Origin of the sequence: Steroidobacter sp., assembly GCF_036406195.1 — a bacterium.
Taxonomy (GTDB): domain Bacteria; phylum Pseudomonadota; class Gammaproteobacteria; order Steroidobacterales; family Steroidobacteraceae; genus Steroidobacter.
Map to the genome: position 1 here is coordinate 60,177 of NZ_DASWVW010000052.1, position 18,900 is coordinate 79,076.

An 18,900-nucleotide genomic window follows, 5' to 3' on the forward strand; every position below is an offset into this window, starting at 1 on the left:
GGATATGGATCGTTGGATAAGTCTGTGCGGACGTCGACGCTGTCAAAACTCGCGGCTGTGATACAGCGTGCAGTGCTGGCCGCCGCAGTTTGCCCCCGGACACTTACCGGAAACTTAGGCAGGACCGTAGTCCGCGGCCAGACATCTGCCCGAACACCTGACTTTCGCTCAAGCGTCCGCCGGGGTTTCAAGGTGGCGCGCGCCGGCCTGCTGGGGCTCGGACTGGCGCTGTCCGGTTTGGTTCACGCCGCGACCGCGCCCAACACCATATTGGTGCTCGGCGACAGCTTGAGCGCCGGCTTTGGCGTCAAAGTGGATGCGACCTGGGTGACCTTGCTGGAACAGCGGCTGGCCCGGCAAGGGTACGGTTACCGTGTAGTGAATGCCAGCATCAGCGGGGAAACTACCGGCGGCGCCCGCGGCAGGCTGCCTCGCGCACTGGAGTTACACAAGCCGGCTGTGGTGATACTCGAGCTCGGCGGCAACGATGGCTTGCGCGGCCTGCCCCTCAAGCAGGTGCGGAGCAATTTCGAGTACATGATCGAGACGGCGCGTGCAGCCAAGGCAGATGTGGTGCTGGTGGGCATGCGCATGCCGCCGAATTACGGCCCCGAATATGCCGACTCGTTCCACGCACTGTATGGCGAGCTGGCGGAAAAATACGATGTGCCATTGGTGGATTTCTTTCTGGACGGCGTGGCGCTCGACGACAATCTGATGCAGGCCGATGGCATTCACCCGAACGCCGCCGCGCAACCGAAGCTGCTGGACAATCTGTGGCCGGCTCTGAGCAAGGTACTGAAGAAATGAACGCTAGACCGCAGGGGGAGCCGATGACGGCCGAATCGATGAATCACGCCGGGGCGCCTGCCGCCAAACCGTGGTTGAAAAGCTATCCGGCCGGTGTGCCGGAGCTGATCAACCCCGACCGGTACCGCTCTGCCGTCGAGCTGCTCGATGGCGCGTGTCAAAAGTTCGCCGAGAATGCGGCGTTCACCAGCATGGGCCGCACCATCACTTACGCCGAGTACGAGCAACTGGCGCGAGACTTCGCCGCCTATCTGCAATGCATTGCGCATCTGAAGAAGGGCGATCGCATCGCCATCATGATGCCCAACGTGCTGCAGTATCCGATCACGCTGTACGCGGCCCTGCGCGCCGGCCTCACCGTCGTCAACACCAATCCGCTGTACACGGCGCGCGAGCTGGAACATCAGCTCACCGATTCGGGCGCCAAAGCCATCATCATTCTGGAGAACTTCGCGCACACGCTCGAGCAGGTCATTGACAAGACCCAGATCGAGCATGTGATCGTCACGGGCGTGGGCGATCAGTTGCACTGGCCGAAATCCGTGCTCGCCAACCTGGTGCTGCGTCATGTGCGCAAGCAGGTACCGCACTTCGACCTGCCGAACGCGGTGCGTTTCAACAAGGCATTGCAGCGCGGCCATTTCGAAACATTCACGCCAGTGCAGGTCGATCATCAGGACATCGCGTTCCTGCAATACACCGGCGGCACCACGGGTGTCGCCAAGGGCGCGATGCTCACGCATCGGAATATCATCGCCAACGTGTTGCAAGCCGAGTCGTGGATGGGTACGACGGCGCGCGTCGGGCAGGACACCATCATCACCGCCTTGCCGCTGTATCACATCTTCGCGCTCACCGGAAATTGGGTGGTGTTCGTCAAGCTCGGTGCGCACAACGTGCTCATCGTCAATCCGCGCGACTTCCCGGCGTTCGTCGCCGAGCTGAAGAAACATCGCTTCACTTACATCAGCGGCGTGAACACGCTGTTCAATGCGCTGCTGAACACACCAGGCTTTGCCGAGATCGATTTCAGCGCGCTGCGGATCACGCTTGGCGGCGGCATGGCGGTACAGCGTTCGGTGGCCGAACATTGGAAGAAGGTGACCGGCAACGTGCTGACCCAGGCGTGGGGGTTGACGGAAACCTCGCCGGCGGCTTGCATCAACCCCTTCGGCGAGGATTTCAACAATTCCATCGGGCTGCCGATTCCTTCGACCGAGATCAGCATCCGCGACGACGACGGCAACGATCTCGGCATCGACCAGGTGGGCGAGATCTGTGTGCGCGGCCCGCAGGTGATGGCCGGCTATTGGAATCGCCCGGAAGAAACCGCCAAAGTCATGTTGGGCGACTGGCTGCGCACCGGCGATATCGGCCGGATGGATGCCAAGGGCTATGTCTTCATCGAGGACCGCAAGAAGGACATGATCCTCGTGTCCGGCTTCAACGTGTATCCGAACGAGATCGAGAGCGTCGTGGCTGCGCACCCAGGCGTGCTCGAAGTGGCTGCCGTAGCGCAGCCGGACGAGCATTCCGGCGAGGTGGTGGCGCTATTCGTCGTGAAGAAAGATCCGGCGCTCACCGAACGGGCGCTGATCGACTTCGCGCGTCAGCAGCTCACGGGGTACAAAGTGCCGCGGCATGTGCACTTCAGGAACGAGCTGCCGAAGACCAACGTGGGCAAGATCCTGCGTCGCGCGTTGCGCGATGAGTTGAGGAAGGCCCGTTAGTCACTGCTTGTCAGTGATACTGCGGGCTCAGCTCGTGCACGGCGGCGATCATCGCGCCGGCGTGCTCGGGCGGAATGGCCGGGTGAATGCCGTGCCCCAGGTTGAATACGTGGCCATGCCCGGGGCCATAGCTCGCCAGCACTCGCGCCACTTCCTCTCGAATGCGCTCGGGTGCGGCGTACAGACAGTTCGGATCCAAGTTGCCTTGCAGGGCAACCTGATCATTCACCAGCCGGCGCGCATCGGCGAGATCAGTCGTCCAATCGACCCCCAGTGCGTCGCAGCCGGTCTGCGCCATGACCGCTAGCTGATTGCCAGCACCCTTTGTGAAGAGAATCACCGGCACGCGGCGGCCTTCCAACTCGCGGGTCAAGCCACCCACGATGGACTGCATGTAGTGCAGCGAGAACTCGCGATACTGCGCCGGCGTCAACACGCCGCCCCACGTATCGAAAATCATGACGGCTTGCGCTCCAGCCGCAATCTGCGCATTCAGATACACGCGAGTGGAATCGGCCAGCAGCTGTAACAACGCTCGCAATGTGGCGGGCTCGTTGTACATCATTGTTTTGATGCGCGAGAACTCTCGCGAGCTGCCGCCTTCAACCACGTAAGTTCCGACGGTCCAGGGACTTCCCGCGAAACCGATCAGCGGCACGCGCCCTTGCAACTCTCGACGAATCAAGCTCACCGCGTCGATCACATAGCGCAGCTCGACGTTCGGATCCGGAACACCCAGCTTCTCCACGTCCGCTCGCGACCTCACCGGCCGCTCGATGCGTGGCCCCTCACCTGTCTCGAACTGCAACCCGAGCCCCAGCGCATGCGGAATGGTCAGGATGTCCGAGAACAGGATCGCCGCATCGAGCGGATATCGTTGCAGCGGCTGCAAGGTCACTTCACACGCCAGCTCCGGCGTCATGCACAGCTTCAGAAAACTCCCTGCACGCTCTCGGGTCGCCCGGTACTCCGGCAGATACCGCCCCGCCTGCCGCATCATCCACACAGGCGTCCGCTCTACCGGCTGCCGCAGCAGCGCACGAAGGAGCAGGTCGTTGGTCAAGGTCGGTCGTGTCGAGGTCATGAGGGTGACTTTACCAGCTGTGCGTCGCGCTTTCGCGGGCCGTCCATCGCGGCAACGCTTCAGTCAGCTGCGCTTCGCGGGATCGAAGATGCGTTCGTGTTCGACGATGGCGTAGCGGTCGGTCATGCCGGCGATGTAGTCGGCGACGGCGCGGGCGCGGCCGGACTCGCCGGACTTGGCTTCCATCTGGGCGGCGATTTGCTGATGCTCGGGAGGCAGCAGCTCGGGGCGGGCGAAAAAGGCCTTGAACAGGCTGCTGATGACCGCATCCGCCTTGTTGGTCATGCGCAGCACGCGATAGTGGCGATAAACGTGCTCGAGCAGGTAACGCTTGAGTTCCTTGTGTTCGGCGAGGACGGGCTCGCTGAACTTCACCAAAGGCGCGGGCGCGCTGCGCACGGCTTCAACGTCCGCTGGAGCGGCTGCACGCAGTTGGGCGGCGCTGGTTTCGATGAGATCGGTGACGACATACGCAATCATGCGCCGGGCGATCTCGTGCACCAGTCGCCGGCCGCTCAGGGAGGGGTGGGCGGCAACCACGATGTCGTATTGCCGCTTGAACAATGGCACCTGTTTCAATTCATCCAGCGTGATCAGTCCGGCTCGGATGCCATCGTCGAGGTCATGGTTGTTGTAGGCGATCTCGTCGGCGAGATTGGCGATCTGAGCCTCGAGCGTGGGCTGGCGTCGACGGATGAAACGCTCGCCCAACTCGCCCAGCCTGCGCGCATTGTTCAAGGAGCAGTGCTTGAGAATGCCTTCGCGCGTCTCGAATGTGAGATTCAAACCCGAGAACGCCGCGTAATGTTCTTCCAGCTCGTCCACGACGCGCAGCGACTGCAAGTTGTGCTCGAATCCGCCATGGTCGCGCATGCATTCATTGAGCGCATCCTGACCGGCGTGGCCGAACGGGGTGTGCCCGAGATCATGCGCGAGGCAGATGGCCTCGCAGAGCGTCTCGTTGAGTTGCAGCGCCCGGGCGATGGTACGGGCGATCTGCGCGACTTCGATGGAATGGGTCAGTCGCGTGCGAAACAGATCCCCTTCGTGATTGACGAACACCTGCGTCTTGTAGACCAGGCGCCGGAACGCGGTCGAATGCACGATCCGATCGCGGTCCCGCTGATACTCGCTGCGATAGCGCGGCGCTTCTTCCGGATACTGACGTCCCTTCGAGCGCGTGTCGCAGGCAGCGTAGGGAGCGAGTATCGAATTCGCGGCGTTCATGCGGCTGCGTCGAAATGGGTACGCATCGTGGCAGCGAACGCGTCGCCCGAGTAGTCGCTCACTACGTCCGCCTTGCCCAAGCTGCGCAACAGCACCAGGCGCAACTTGCCATCGAGCACCTTCTTGTCGAGCCCCATCAGCTCGCGCGCGCGCTCGGCGCCAATGCGAGGCGGCTCGACGGGCAATTTGAACCGTTTGAGCAACGCGATCGCGCGCTCCTTGTCAGCCCGTGGCAACCAGCCCAGCCGCTCGGACAGATCCGCTGCCATCACCATGCCGGCCGCGACCGCCTCGCCATGCAGCCAATTGCCATACCCCGAAGCGGTTTCGATGGCATGACCAAACGTGTGACCGAGGTTGAGGATGGCGCGCAATCCTTGTTCGCGCTCATCTACCCCGACCACCTCGGCTTTGATTTCGCACGAACGGCGGACGGCGTGAATCACGGCGCTATCGACTCGTCCGAGCAACGCCTCCGCGTTCTCTTCCAGCCAGCTGAAGAACGCGGAGTCATAGATCAGACCGTATTTCACGATCTCCGCGATGCCTGCGCGATACTCGCGCTCGGGCAGGGTCTGCAGCGTGGCGGTATCGGCAATCACTGCGCGGGGCTGATGAAACGCGCCGATCATGTTCTTGGCCCGCGGATGATTGACGGCCGTCTTGCCGCCGACCGATGAATCCACTTGCGCCAGCAACGTCGTCGGCACCTGGATGTAATCGATGCCTCGCTGATAACAAGCGGCGGCGAAGCCCGCCATGTCGCCGATGACGCCCCCGCCCAGCGCGACGACGGCAGCGTCACGATTCATGCGCTCGGTCACCAGCGCGTCGATGATGCGCGACATGGTTTCCAGCGTTTTGTATTGCTCGCCGTCGGGCAACACGACCGCAGCGGTGCGATGCTGCTTCAACGCTGTCTGCAACGGCCGCAGATACAACGGCGCGACGGTCTCGTTGGTGACGATCAGCAGATTGCGGGCGGCGATGAATTCGCCGAGCAGCGCATCGTCCTCCAGCAGGTGCGGACCGATCAGGATGGGATAACTGCGCTCCGCCAGGGCGATGTCGACCCGTTGATGCGGTTGATGATGGCTCATGAAGCAGACAGCTCCTGCAAACGCTGCACGATCTCCTCCGCGACAGCGCGCACCTGCCGGCCATCGGTGCTCACCACCACGGCCGCGATGGATTCATAGAGCGGCGCACGGACGTTCATCAGCTCGCGCAGTTTGCGTTCGGGATCGTCGGTGTAGAGCAGAGGGCGCTGCCGGCCATGACGGGTGCGTTCCAACTGCTGCTCGATGCTGGTCTGCAGGTAGACGACGCGGCCGCGGCTACCCAGGTTCTCGCGGTTCTCGGGCAACAGGACCGCGCCGCCGCCGGTCGCGACGATCACATCCTTCATCCGCGTGAGGGAATCGATCACTTCGCGCTCGCGCTCGCGAAAGCCCGCCTCGCCTTCCTTCTCGAAAATATAGGGAATGTCCACGCCGGTGCGGTGCTCGATCTCGGCGTCGCTGTCGTAGAACTGCAAATGCAGCAGGCGCGCCAGCTGCTTGCCGACGGCGGTCTTGCCCGAGCCCATCGGGCCGATCAGGTACACATTGGGGCCGCGTGTCGGGCTGCTCGGTTCGGAGGTCATGCGACCACGGACTATAAACGAAAGCAGCCGCTCAGAGGGTGAGCGCGGATGCCTCCGAGGCGACTTAACGTCGCCTCGAACCGCGCGAACGGCAGCACACGGAGGTGCCGGCTGGCCGACGCTCCAGGGATGGCTGCTGGAGGCGAGGCTCCGGGACCGGGCCAGGAAAGGCCCGATCCCCGATTCCATTAGTACAAGCTCGAACCTTCGCGCAGGATGCGCGGGGTTACGAAGATCAGCAGCTCATCCTTGTTATCCGTGGTCGTGGTCTGCTTGAACAGGCGGCCGACCACCGGGATGTCGCCCAGGTACGGCACCTTGTTCTCGGCGTCGCGACGCTCGGTCTCCAGGATGCCGCCGAGCACGACGGTCTGGCCGTCGTTGACCAGCACCTGGGTCACGATCTCGCGGGTGTCGATCGAGGGCACGAAGCCGCCCGTGGCGCTCGCCACCAGCTGGCCGACGCTGTCCTTGGAGACGGTGAGGTCGAGGATCACGCGGTTGTCCGGAGTGATCTGCGGAGTCACCTTCAGGCTCAGCACCGCCTTCTTGAACTGCGTGGTGGTGGCGCCGCTGGACGAAGATTCCTGGTAGGGAATTTCCACGCCCTGCTCGATGGTCGCCTCGCGCTGGTTGGCGGTGATCAGGCGGGGCGAGGAGATGATCTCGCCTCGGCCTTCAGCCTGCGCGGCCGACAGCTCGAGGTCGACCAGGTAGTCGGAGTCGAGCAGGGCCAGCGCCAGTCGACCGGCCGGGTTGGCGGCCGGCAGGTTCACCAGGTAACGGTCGGCGGCATTTTCCGGAAGGATGAAGCCGCCGAGCTGACCGTCGGTGCCGGTGGTCGGCGTGCCGATCGGGCCATTGTCACCGGCCAGCACCGGGAACGGGCTGATGCCCACGCCGTCGTCGCCGTTGAGCGGGCCGCCGAGCAGGCCGAGGCCGTCACTGCCGCCCTGGCTGAACGCGGCGTTGGCGCCGAAGCGCACGCCGAGGTCGCGGCGGTAATCGTCGCTCACGATCACGATGCGCGCTTCGATCATGACCTGCTTGACCGGAATATCGAGCGTCGACACCAGTCGACGAATGTCGGCCAGGCGCTCGGAAGTATCCTGCAGCAGCAAGGTGTTGGTGCGCTCGTCGATGGCGACGCTGCCGCGGTCGGAAATCAGCGAGCCGGCTCCGGACTTGATCAGCGTGGCCAGGTCGGCGGCCTTCGCATAGTTCACCTGCAGATATTCGGTGCGCAGCGGCGCCAGTTCCTGGGCTTCCTTGCGGGCGCTCAGCAGTTCCTTCTCGCGTGCAGCGATTTCATTCGCCGGGGCGATGAAGATGACATTGCCTTCCTGACGCGAGTCTAGGCCCTTGGTGCGCATCACCACATCGAGCGCCTGATCCCAGGGAACGCTCTGCAGGCGCAGGGTCACGTTGCCGGCCACGGAGTCGCTGATGACCATGTTCTGGCCGCTGGTGTCCGCCAGCAGCTGCAACACGGCGCGCGTTTCGATGTCCTGGAAGTTCAGGGTCAGGCGCTCGCCGACGTATTCCTTCTTGTCGCGCAGCTCGGGCGGCAGCTTCACCACCGGCTTCACTTCGATGGTGTAGACGTTATCGGACTGATACGCGAGCTGCTCGTAATCGCCGGAGGCGGCGATCACCAGGCGCGCGCCGTCACCGACGCGCAGCGCGTCGATGCTGCTCACGGGCGTGGCGAAGTCGACCACGTCCAGACGCTGCAGCAGGTTTTCGGGAATCGCGGTCTTGGCGAAGTTCACTACGATCTTGCCGCCTTCCTGGCGCAGGTCGGCCGGCACCTTGGAGTCGGTCAGCTCGACGATGATGCGGGCCGAGCCGTCCCCGCCGCGGCGGAAGTCGATGTTGTTGACGCTGCGAACGCCGGAAATGCCCGGAGCCGCCGGACGCTGAGCGGCAGCGGCAAAGCCACCGGGCGCAGCGCTGGACTGCAGGGCGCGTCCCGTGCCCGGGGAGGCCAGCGACACGATGATGGTGTTGCCCTGGACGCGCGTTTCATACGGCACCAGGCTGTCGACGTTGAGCACGACGCGAGTGCGGCCATTCGCTTCGGCGACGTTGACGGTGTCGAGCACGCCCTGTTTCACGTCCACGCGGCGCGATGGCATCGCGACCGACGTGTCGGGCAGGTCGAGCGCGATACGCGCCGGATTGTCGACGGTAAAGGTCAGCGGCGTGGGCGCGGTGTCGCTCAGGCGCAAGGTCAATTCCACCTTGTCGCCTGCCGTGGCCTGCGCCTGGATGCTTTCCAGCCGGTTGGTGGACTGCGCCAATGCAACCTGGCCACCGAGCCCGGCCCATGCGGCCAGCGTCAGGAGTAGGCCTAAGGCACGAGACGATCGTGCGGGCGTGGCGGAGCTTGAGAACGACATTCTGTGTGTCTCCCTGAGAATCATTCAGTCAGCGCCAGCGCGGCTGGCCGCTCGATGTAGCCGCCGAGACCATCCGGAACGATCTCGATGATGGAAATGCGCGTGGGCGTGACGCTCACGACGCGGCCGTCGTTTTGTCCCATGAAATTGCCCGGCAACACGCGATGGACCAGGCCGTCCTTGCCCTGCACCAGGCCGTAGTTCCGGCCCTGCAGCTGCAAGGTGCCCACCATCTGCATGGTGTCGAGTGGGAATTGTTCTAGAAACTCTCGCGTGCGCTTCGAATCGGGGCGAACCGAGCTCGCCACTTCATTGCGCGCCGGCGCACCCGGCACGAAAGGCGAACGCAGGTTGGCTGCGTTGTACGCAAAACTCTGGTAAGCCTTGATCTGCGGCAGCGGCTCGATGCGCTCGCCGGGACGGGCTTTGATCTCGGCGACCTGCGCCTCCAGCTTGTCCATATCCGTGGAGCAGCCGCTCAGCCACACGAGGGCGAGCGCGCTGGTCGCGAGGGTTCGGAGATGAATGCTAGGTACCTTCATGGGTGACTGCTCGTGTTATCCGTGAGGCGCACGCGTTACCGGGCGCCTGGCGGCCGGCGGCCCGGCTGTTGCGGCTTCGGTTGCTGGGCAGCCTGCTCGTCGTCGTCCAGATAGCGATAGGTCTTGGCGGTGACGTTCAATTGCAGCTGATCGCCGCTACCCTCCTTGCCAGCGGGCACGATCTCCACGTCGTGCAGCGTCACGATGCGCGGCAGGGCCGCGATGCCGCTGACGAACGCGCCGATCGCATGGTAGCTGCCGGTGAGCCGCATCTTGATCGGCAGCTCGGCATAGAAATCCTTGTTGACCTGGGCTTCGGGCTGGAACAGCTTCTGGTCGAGCCCGGCGCCCGCGCCCTGCTGCGAAATGTCGGTCAGCAGGTTGGGCACTTCGGTCTTGTTGGGCAGCTTGCGCAACATGGCGCCGAACGACTGCTCCATTTCCGCCAGCTGCGCCTTGTAGGCGTCCAGGTTCGCCGCCTTGCGCGCCTTCTGTTCCAGCGTCTGCAACAGCTGGACTTCCTGGTCGCGCGCCGAGTCCAGCTCGGGCTTCTTGTCCTTCCATGCCAGCATGTACGACAGGAAACCCGCGGCTACTACGAAAATGAGCGCGATCGCGCCGAGGCGAAAGCCCAGCGGCCAGCGGCTCGGGTCGTTCGGGTCGAGGTCGCGAACTTGTTCGATGAAGCTCATGGCGCACCCCCAGCGGCGCCGCCCTTGTTCTGTTCGGCGGCGGCCAGTTGCGGATTCTCCTGGGACGCGGTCAGCGTGAACTGCGAACCTGCGTCAGTCGCGCCCTTGGTCTCGAGAATCTGCAGCGCGGGGTCGCGCAGCCATTCGGAGCTGTCGATATTGCGCATGTACGAGGCGACGCGCGTGCTTGATTGCGCGACGCCCTTCAATTCGATTCTGCGGCCGGTCTGTTTCACGGACGTGAGATAGATGCCATCGGGCGTCGTGCGCACCAGCTGATCGAACACATGCACGATCTCCGGCCGGCTCAGCTCGAGCTGCTCGATCACGGTGATGCGTGCCTGCAAACGTTTCTTCTGCTCTTCCAGGTCGAGAATCTCGGCGATCTGCTTGTCCAGCTCGCTGATCTGCTGCTTCAAATAATTGTTGCGCTCCTGCTGGGCCTCGATGGCCGACTGCATGCGCCAGTTGACCCCGAAGTACACCAAAAACGCCAACGCCAGCGCGCCAACCGCGCCGACCCCGAATTCTTGGCGCTTGCGTTTGCGTTCCGCCTCGCGCCAGGGGAGTAGGTTGATTCTTGGCATGTCAGTCGAAGCTCCGTAACGCGAGGCCGCATGCTGTCAATAATGCGGTCGCATCCTTCTTTACCGCCCTGGCCTTCTGACTTACCTTCATCTGACCCAGAGGGTCGCCTCGCTGTGATTCGATGCCGACGCGACTTTGGATCATTTCCGCCGCTCCGGCGATGTTGGCGCAGCCGCCACAGATCAAGATCTGTTCAGGCTGCTCGCGGCCGGCGCCGGAGGCGAGGAAGAACTGCAGCGAGCGGCTCACCTGCTGGCACATATCGTCGATGAAGGGACCGAGCACTTCCGTTTCATAATTGCCCGGCAGGCCACCTTCTTTCTTGGCACGCCCGGCCTCTTCCATGCTCAGCCCGTACGTGCGCATCACTTCTTCTGTCAGCTGCTGGCCACCGAACGCGAAGTCGCGGGTGTAGATGACCTTGAGATCGCGCAGCACGCTGAAGGTGGTGCTGCTGGCGCCGAAGTCGACCACCGCGATGACCCGGCCCAGGCCACCGTCGGGCATCTGGTGAGTCAACAGGCGGCAGGCATTCTCGAGCGCAAACGCTTCCACATCGACGATGCGTGCGGTGAGACCAGCGGCGGCGCACGCGGCGACCCGCTGTTCGACATTCTCGGAGCGAGTCGCGACGAGCAGCACATCGAGCATGTCCGGATCCTTCTCCGACGGCCCGATCACTTCGAAGTCGAAGCTCACTTCTTCCATGGGGAAGGGGATGTACTGGTCGGCCTGCATCTCCACCTGGCCTTCCAGCTCGTTCTCTCCCAGCGTGCGCGGCATCTGGATTACCTTGGTGATCGCGGCATCGCCACTGATCGCCACGGCTGCTTCCTTGGCGCGCGCACCGGAGCGCTTCACGGCACGTTTGATGGCTTCGCCGACGGCGTTGGCATCGACGATCGCTTTTTCATTGATCGAGTTCGGCGGAGTCGCTTCCGCTGCATAGGACTCCACGCGGTATTGACCGCCGCTCATGCTCAATTCGATGAGCTTGACCGAGGAGGTAGTGATGTCCAGGCCCAGCAGAGGTCTGGATTTGGCGGTTAAAAGCACGCTGGTTCCCTTTCTTGATCAGACACTTAGTGACGATCGGAGAGCGGACGCGAAGTACGGGCGGCAACTATATACAGCCGTGACTTAAGTTGAATGTGAGGAGCCTCACGAAATACCATCGCGGTATTCCCGCAGCAAAAGTGCTTCTTTTACAGTGGCAAGCACGTCACGGCGCGTTCATCCGCAGGAGCCAAGCAGATCAGAGCCTTATTGCCTGAACGCCGCGGCGGTCATGAGCCTCGTGTCGCCGCCGTGCCGTCATCGCTGAATCATCTTTACCCTGAATCGTCTTTATGTGATGCGAATCGACGCCTCGGTGTGAAACCTGAGCGGCGTGTGCAACGATCTTCCAGGTCTGACCTCAAAGCCTGTTCAGGGGCCGGTGATTACCATCGGCCGCCTCCCCGAAGCCCGCGCGACTTGTTGCATGCGGGCCCCGCGCACAGCCTGGAAGGCTTCGCCCGGGATTATGTATTACAGCTATATTGCCTAGCGGTATTTGATATAGCAACTGGCAAAGCAAGGACTTAGGATTTTTAGTTGCCATGCGACGTTACCTACAATCCCCCCTTCGACTGGCGCTCGCAGGCCTGGTCGGCGTGGCGGGCGCGGCAGTCCTCGGGCTGCTCGGCGCCTACCAATACCTCCGCCCCGGCCTGCCCGATGTCAGCGCCATCAAGGACATCCGGCTGCAGGTGCCGTTGCGGGTGTTCAGCCGCGATGGCCGGTTGATCGCCCAGTTTGGCGAGCAGCGGCGCATTCCGCTGTCGTTCGAAGCCATTCCCGGGCAGATGATCAATGCCGTGCTCGCGGCCGAGGACGACCGCTTCTTCCAGCACAATGGCGTGGACTATCCGGGCCTCGCACGCGCCGTGGTCCGGCATCTGCTCTCGGGCAACAAGGCCGAAGGCGGCAGCACGATCACCATGCAGCTGGCACGCGGCGTATTCCTCAGCCCGGAGAAGAGCTATCGCCGCAAGATGGTGGAGATCTTCACCACGCTGCGCATCGAGCAGGAGCTCACCAAGCAGGAGATCCTGGCGCTGTATCTGAACAAGATGTTCCTGGGTCAGCGCGCGTACGGCATCGGTGCCGCGGCGGAAGTCTATTTCGGCAAGACCGTCGATCAGCTGACGCTGCCAGAGATCGCATTGATTGCCGGCACGTTCCGTTTGCCGTCGCGTGACAATCCCGTTGCGAACGCGGAGCTCGCACGTCAGCGTCGTGCGTACGTCTTGCGCCGCATGCGCGAGAAGGAATACATCACGCAGGAAGAGTACGACGCTGCGTTGAACGCACCGGTGCAATCGAAGCTGCACGGTCCAGCGGTTGAAGTCGAAGCGCCGTATGTCGCCGAGATGGTGCGCGCCGAGATGTTCAATCGCCTCGGAGCCGAGGCTTATACAGCCGGCTATGAAGTCGTCACGACGGTGGACAGCCGCTTGCAACACGCCGCCGTGAAAGCATTGCGAGGCGCGTTGCTCGATTACGATCAACGTCACGGCTATCGCGGTCCGGCCGGCCGTGTCACATTGCCTTCCGGTGCGCGCGAGAAGGAATGGTCGCAAGCACTCGAGGACTACGCTCCGCGCGGCAACCTTGAACCCGCGGTGGTCATCGCGACGGAAGAAAAAAGTGCGATCGCCTACTCGCGCAATGTCGGCCGCATCAACCTGGGCTGGAGTGGCATCAGCTGGGCGCGCAGTCCGCTGCCGGATGGCAGCGTCGGACCGCAGCTGCAACGCGCGAGCGACGTGCTGGCAGTAGGCGACATCATCTACATCGCCCAGGAGGTTTCCGGAAACTGGCGCATGGTGCAGATACCGGAAGCTCAAGGAGCGTTCGTGGCACTCGACCCGCAAGATGGCGGCATCTCCGCGCTCATCGGCGGATTCGATTATTTCGCCAGCAACTACAATCGCGCCGTGCAAGCCAAGCGTCAGCCCGGCTCGTCTTTCAAACCGTTCTTGTACTCCGCCGCGCTGGATCAGGGATTCACGCCCGCGAGCATCGTGAACGACGCGCCGCTGGTGATCGAGGATGCAGCGCTCGAAGGTAGCTGGCGTCCGCAAAACAACAGCCGCGAATTCCGCGGTCCGATGCGGCTGCGAGAAGCACTGGTGCGCTCACGCAATCTCGTGTCGATCCGTGTGATGAACTCGTTGGGTCCGGCGTATGCCACGCAGTTCATCGAGCGCTTTGGCTTTCCGGGTAGCAGCCTGCCTCGCAATCTTTCTCTGGCACTCGGCACCGCGCAGGTGTCGCCGCTCGAGATGGCGAGCGCATACGCCGTGTTCGCCAACGGCGGTTTCCGTGTCGAGCCTTACTTCATCGAGCGCATCATCGCTGCCGACGGCACGGTCGAGTTCGAGGCGCAACCGAAGTTCGCCTGCGCCGATTGCGTCCAGCCGAGCAGCACTGAAACCGAAGGCGGCATCACCAATCTGCTCGACGCGCCGATCCGCACCGATGCCAGCGACGAGACGCGCTGGGGTGGCCGCACCTACCTGCAGCCGAAAAACCTGGCGCCCCAGGTGATCTCGCCGCAGAACGACTATTTGATGACCGACATGATGATGGACGTCGTCAAGCGCGGTACCGCGGTGCGCGCCCTACAGCTGAAGCGTGGCGATCTCGCCGGCAAGACCGGCACCACCAACGACCGCCGCGACGCGTGGTTCTGCGGTTACAACAGCTCGCTGGTCGGCACCGCCTGGGTGGGCTTCGACCAGGAACGTTCGCTTGGTCCGGGCGAGGAAGGCAGCCGCACGGCGCTGCCCATGTGGATCTACTTCATGGCCGAAGCGTTGAAAGGAGTGCCGGAGCAGCGGCGCACGCCGCCGCCGGGACTGGTGTCCATGCGCATCTCGGCGGATACCGGCCTGGCCGCGCGCCCGGGCGACCCCGACGCCATCTTCGAAACATTCATGGCGGGCCACCTGCCGCCGCAAGCTGAAATCGACACCGCGCTGCCGAGCGGCGAGGAGGAGCAAGAGAACAGGAGCGACGATTCTCTCTTCTGATGCTGGCGGTCTGATTACGGGAACGAAGATGAGTAAACGAAGCAATCCGCGCGCGGAACAACTCCGCATGGCACTGGCGCAGGAAGCGGCACGCATCATGTCCGAGCAAGGCATCGATGATTACGGGCTGGCAAAACGCAAGGCTGCCGAGCGGCTCGGCGCGACGGACATCGCCGTGTTGCCCAAGAACACCGAGATTGAAGCGGCACTGGCCGCGCATCATCGGTTGTTCGAAGGTCAGAAACATTCGACGGCGTTGAGCGCACTCCGGCGCACGGCGCTGCAGGCGATGAAGCTGCTGGATAGCTTTCAGCCGCGGCTGGTCGGTCCCGTGTTGAGCGGCACGGCCTCGGCGCATTCGGAAGTGAATCTGCACTTGTTCGCCGAAGGGCCCGAACCGGTCGCGTTGCATCTGATGGAGCGAGGCATTCCGCATCACATCGCCGAGCGGCGGCTGCGTTACGAGCCGAACCGGTTGGTCGCGTATCCGGTGGTGCAGTTCGTGGCGGGCGATCGCGAGATCGATGCCGTGGTGTTTCCCATCGACGGCATCCGGCAATCGCCGGCCAGTCCGGTGGATGGCAGGCCGATGCGCCGGGCGGACACGGCGGAGCTGGAATCGTTGCTTGAAGAGAGTGGTTAGCGGTTGGCGGTTAGGGGTTAGTCAAAGCAAAGGCCGATGCTCTTGCCAACTAACCACCCACCGCTATCCGCTAACCGCTTCTCTTAACGCTTTTCGATCTCGACGTATGCGCGCGTCGCCGGACCGGTGTACAACTGACGCGGCCGGCTGATCTTCATGGTCGGATCGGCGATCATTTCCTGCCAGTGCGCCACCCAACCCACGGTGCGCGCAATCGCGAACATCACCGTGAACATCGACTGCGGAATGCCGATCGCGCTGTAGATGATGCCGGAATAGAAATCCACGTTCGGATACAGCTTGCGCTCGACGAAGTACTCGTCCTTCAACGCGATCTCTTCCAGCTTCAGCGCCAGCTCGAACAGCGGATTGTCGGATTTGCCGAGCTTCGCCAGCACCTTGTGGCACATGGCGCGGATGATGGTGGCGCGCGGGTCGAAGTTCTTGTAGACGCGATGGCCGAAGCCCATCAGGCGGAAGTTGTCGTTCTTGTCCTTGGCCTTGGCCAGGAACTTCGGCACGTTGTCGACGCTGCCGATCTGCTCGAGCATCGCAAGCACCGCTTCGTTGGCGCCGCCGTGAGCCGGACCCCACAGCGCCGAAATACCCGAAGAAATGGCGGCGTAGGGATTCGTGCCGGTGCTGCCGGCGAGGCGCACGGTCGACGTGCTCGCGTTCTGCTCGTGATCCGCGTGCAGGATGAACAGCAGATCCAACGCCTGTGCCTGCACCGGGTCGACGGTGTACGACTCGCACGGCACGGCGAAGAACATGTGCAGCAGGTTGGAGCAGTAATCGAGGTCGTTGCGCGGGTACATGAAAGGCTGGCCCAGCGCGTGCTTGTAGGCGGCCGCCGCGATCGTCGGAATCTTGGCGATGATGCGGTGAGCGAAAATCTCGCGATGGCGCGGGTTATGGATGTCCATCGAGTCGTGATAGAACGCCGCCATCGACGCCACCACGCCCGAGAGCATCGCCATCGGATGCGCGTTGTACTGGAAGCCGTTGAAGAATCGCAGCAGCGATTCGTTGATCATCGTGTGGTACTGGATGGCCTGCGTGAACTCGGCCTGCTGCTCGCTGGTCGGCAGCTCGCCATTGATCAGCAGATAGGCCACTTCGAGGAAATTGCTCTTCTCGGCCAATTGCTCGATCGGGATGCCCCGGTGCAGCAGCACGCCGGCGTCGCCGTCGATGAATGTTATTTTACTTTCGCAGGACGCCGTGGCCATGAAGCCCGGGTCGAAAGTAAACATGCCGTGATCCTTGGCAAGGCTGCCGATGTTGAGCACATCGGGCCCGAGCGTGCCGCTCTTCACTTCGGCGAGCGACTTCTTGCCGGTCGCCAGATTGGTCAGTTCAAACTTCTTCTCGGCCATGGAACTAGTTTCCGCAGACAGATGCCACAGGGGAGCCTGACCGGGCGCATCGTAGGGAGCATCTGGCCAAGCCGTGGAATACGATCGTGCCTGTCCGTAGGCGACGTTCGCGGCGGTTTTTTGCAAGCGCAAAAATCGGAGGCGCAGACTTACACGTCATCGCCAGCGAATCAAGCATGCAAGGCGGCGCCAAGCCTCGGTTTATTGCGAGACTTTCGCGGTGATCCCAGCGTCGATCGAAGTCCGTCGCTGTCTATAAGGCCGGCTTATTCCTTGTTCGATGTTGTTAATCGCGTGAGCGCTGCCGGCCGGTCAGCTACTGCACGATCTTGATCAGCTGACCCGGCTTCGGCTCCTTGTTCGGATACAGATCGTTGAGCAGGCGCAGCTGCTGCTCGGCGTATTCCGGCAACGGCGAGGATTTCGCCAGGTCCGCGATGCGCGTGGTCTCGGTGGCGCGAATGGTCTTGATCTTGTGAGGCTCGGCCAGCGCGAACTCGTTCTGCTTCAGCCGGCGGAAGGTTTTGATGCTCGACATGAACAGCGCATCCGCCTTGGGCGTGCCGGTCGATGCCTTGCTGGCGCCGGCGAAGATGTACGCCAGGTTGTTGTGGTAGATGACCACATAACGAGCCGGCACCACGCCAAAGTCGGTGTTCGCGGATCGCACCACGGCCGTGTAGCCCTGCAGGCCGTTCACTTCGATGGGCTCGGCCGGTCCGGCGTTGGAGCGACTGAGCAGCCGCGAAAGGAATTCGCGCGGCCCGGTATTGGGCGGCGGCGCCTGAGTCTGCATCTGCAGGACACTGTCTTTCTGTGGTGAAACCGCGATCACTCGCCGCGCCTGGTTCTCCACGTTCCAGCCGCTGGGGAATGCCACCGTCAGACCCAGGTCGGCATGGTAGAAGCGATTGCCCTTGAGCACGCCTTGCGAGCGGCTCGGTCCCATGGGCAGACCTTCGATGATCTTGAGATATTTCTCGCGGCCCGGGTCGAGGTTGTCGGTGGGGCCGCCCTTGAGCTTGTCGGCCGCTTTCACGACTTCGTTGAGACGCTGATCGTTGTCCGGGTGCGTGGCGAACACGCCGTGATAGACGCGGGGATCGCGCTTTTCCTCACGCGCCCGCGCGATCTCGAACATTTCCTGGTTCTTCAGCAGGCGCACCACGTCGATCATGCTTTCGGGCGCGAAGCCGGTCTTGGTCAGGTACTCGGCACCGAGACGATCGGCCTCCAGCTCCTGGTCGCGACCATAACCGCTGACCAGCGCCGCGCCGGCGTAGTTGGCCAGCCCGGCAAGATCGGCGCTGCCCGTGAAAATGCCGAGCGCCGCTGCACCGAGGTTGGAAAGCGTGGATTTGCTCTGCTGCCTGACGGGATGCCGCGCGGTGACGTGGCCGATCTCGTGGCCCAGCACCGCTGCCAACTCGGCCTCCGAGTTGAGGTAATTCATGATGCCGCGAGTGATGTAGACGTAACCGCCGCCGGTGGTGAACGCGTTGATGTCCTCGCTATCGAGCACCATGAAGTGGTACTCCAGCTCGGGCCGATGGCTGGCCTTGGCGGCGCGCTGCCCCACCTCGTTGACATAGGCCTGCAGCTGCTGGTCCTCATAGGGACCGCCGAACTGCTGCACGATCAGCGGATGCACTTCCTTGGAACGCTTGATCTCGCCCGCTTCGCTCTGGAACACCAGGTCGGGACTGCCGGTCACCGGGTTGGAAGCACACCCCTGCAGCAACAACACCGGGCCGATGGCGAGGCCGGCGATGAGCCCGGCGAGCGTCGCCCTCGACCTGGACGGGGCTCGTTTCGACCCGAGATTACGTGCGGCGCGGAGCGGCTTGTTCGACGGCATGGCAACGTCCCAGCAATGGCCCGGCAACGACCTGGATAGCCATTGCACTCTATAGCTCTATGTCGATGCAAATCGTCGCGAGTTCCCACGCGGATTCCCGCGGCTGGCGACTCAATGACCGAGGGCGAACGACAAAAGGGCGCACCGGCAAACCGGAGCGCCCTTTTCGTGTAGAGCCCTGCTGCTGAACGCGTGCTTAACGCGGGGGAATCAGCTGACCG

General features: G+C 63.0%; 15 protein-coding genes. 4 read left to right on the forward strand and 11 right to left on the reverse strand.

Features of this window, described 5'->3' with window-relative positions; translation table 11 throughout:
* Positions 1 to 192: 192 nt before the first annotated feature.
* Both VGE08_RS20090 and VGE08_RS20095 read left to right on the forward strand, forming a co-directional pair.
* Positions 193 to 810 carry an arylesterase gene (locus VGE08_RS20090; RefSeq protein WP_331069704.1) on the forward strand — a complete coding sequence of 206 codons (618 nt, stop codon included), beginning with the start codon at positions 193 to 195 and terminating at the stop codon, positions 808 to 810.
* A 23-nt stretch (positions 811 to 833) separates the two neighbouring features.
* Complete coding sequence (locus VGE08_RS20095) at positions 834 to 2,540, forward strand: AMP-binding protein (RefSeq protein WP_331069705.1); 1,707 nt, start codon at positions 834 to 836, stop codon at positions 2,538 to 2,540.
* 10 nt (positions 2,541 to 2,550) lie between these two features.
* Here VGE08_RS20095 and hemE read toward each other — a convergent pair whose 3' ends face one another.
* From hemE to VGE08_RS20140, 9 genes are all read right to left on the reverse strand, one after another.
* Positions 2,551 to 3,624: a uroporphyrinogen decarboxylase gene (hemE, locus tag VGE08_RS20100; RefSeq protein WP_331069706.1), complete on the reverse strand. Its 1,074-nt coding sequence runs from the start codon at positions 3,622 to 3,624 to the stop codon at positions 2,551 to 2,553.
* A 63-nt stretch (positions 3,625 to 3,687) separates the two neighbouring features.
* Complete coding sequence (locus tag VGE08_RS20105; protein ID WP_331069707.1) at positions 3,688 to 4,851, reverse strand: deoxyguanosinetriphosphate triphosphohydrolase; 1,164 nt, start codon at positions 4,849 to 4,851, stop codon at positions 3,688 to 3,690.
* The gene (aroB, locus tag VGE08_RS20110) at positions 4,848 to 5,951 is read right to left on the reverse strand and encodes a 3-dehydroquinate synthase (RefSeq protein ID WP_331069708.1); all 1,104 of its coding nucleotides are present in this window, start codon (positions 5,949 to 5,951) and stop codon (positions 4,848 to 4,850) included. The genes VGE08_RS20105 and aroB overlap by 4 nt, the downstream gene beginning before the upstream one ends.
* The gene (gene aroK / locus VGE08_RS20115) at positions 5,948 to 6,496 is read right to left on the reverse strand and encodes a shikimate kinase AroK (RefSeq protein WP_331069709.1); all 549 of its coding nucleotides are present in this window, start codon (positions 6,494 to 6,496) and stop codon (positions 5,948 to 5,950) included. The genes aroB and aroK overlap by 4 nt, the downstream gene beginning before the upstream one ends.
* A 188-nt stretch (positions 6,497 to 6,684) precedes the next feature.
* The gene (pilQ, locus tag VGE08_RS20120; protein WP_331069710.1) at positions 6,685 to 8,898 is read right to left on the reverse strand and encodes a type IV pilus secretin PilQ; all 2,214 of its coding nucleotides are present in this window, start codon (positions 8,896 to 8,898) and stop codon (positions 6,685 to 6,687) included.
* Positions 8,899 to 8,918: 20 nt separating this feature from the next.
* Positions 8,919 to 9,440: a pilus assembly protein PilP gene (locus tag VGE08_RS20125; protein ID WP_331069711.1), complete on the reverse strand. Its 522-nt coding sequence runs from the start codon at positions 9,438 to 9,440 to the stop codon at positions 8,919 to 8,921.
* Between the two features lie 35 nt (positions 9,441 to 9,475).
* A complete protein-coding gene (locus VGE08_RS20130) occupies positions 9,476 to 10,132 on the reverse strand; it encodes a type 4a pilus biogenesis protein PilO (protein ID WP_331069712.1) in 657 nt (218 codons plus the stop codon).
* Positions 10,129 to 10,719: a PilN domain-containing protein gene (locus VGE08_RS20135; protein ID WP_331069713.1), complete on the reverse strand. Its 591-nt coding sequence runs from the start codon at positions 10,717 to 10,719 to the stop codon at positions 10,129 to 10,131. The genes VGE08_RS20130 and VGE08_RS20135 overlap by 4 nt, the downstream gene beginning before the upstream one ends.
* 1 nt (position 10,720) lies before the next feature.
* A complete protein-coding gene (locus VGE08_RS20140; protein ID WP_331069714.1) occupies positions 10,721 to 11,776 on the reverse strand; it encodes a pilus assembly protein PilM in 1,056 nt (351 codons plus the stop codon).
* 545 nt (positions 11,777 to 12,321) lie between these two features.
* Between VGE08_RS20140 and VGE08_RS20145 the strand changes: the two genes are divergently transcribed.
* Both VGE08_RS20145 and VGE08_RS20150 read left to right on the forward strand, forming a co-directional pair.
* On the forward strand, positions 12,322 to 14,799 hold the full coding sequence (locus VGE08_RS20145) for a penicillin-binding protein 1A (RefSeq protein ID WP_331069715.1): 2,478 nt from the start codon (positions 12,322 to 12,324) through the stop codon (positions 14,797 to 14,799).
* A gap of 28 nt (positions 14,800 to 14,827) precedes the next feature.
* Complete coding sequence (locus tag VGE08_RS20150; RefSeq protein ID WP_331069716.1) at positions 14,828 to 15,442, forward strand: hypothetical protein; 615 nt, start codon at positions 14,828 to 14,830, stop codon at positions 15,440 to 15,442.
* Positions 15,443 to 15,525: 83 nt separating this feature from the next.
* Here the strand turns inward: VGE08_RS20150 and VGE08_RS20155 are convergent, their stop codons facing one another.
* Both VGE08_RS20155 and VGE08_RS20160 read right to left on the reverse strand, forming a co-directional pair.
* A complete protein-coding gene (locus VGE08_RS20155; protein WP_331069717.1) occupies positions 15,526 to 16,821 on the reverse strand; it encodes a citrate synthase in 1,296 nt (431 codons plus the stop codon).
* A 316-nt stretch (positions 16,822 to 17,137) separates the two neighbouring features.
* Positions 17,138 to 18,679, reverse strand: a complete 1,542-nt coding sequence (locus tag VGE08_RS20160) for a M48 family metalloprotease (protein WP_331069718.1) — start codon at positions 18,677 to 18,679, stop codon at positions 17,138 to 17,140.
* Positions 18,680 to 18,900: the final 221 nt, after the last annotated feature.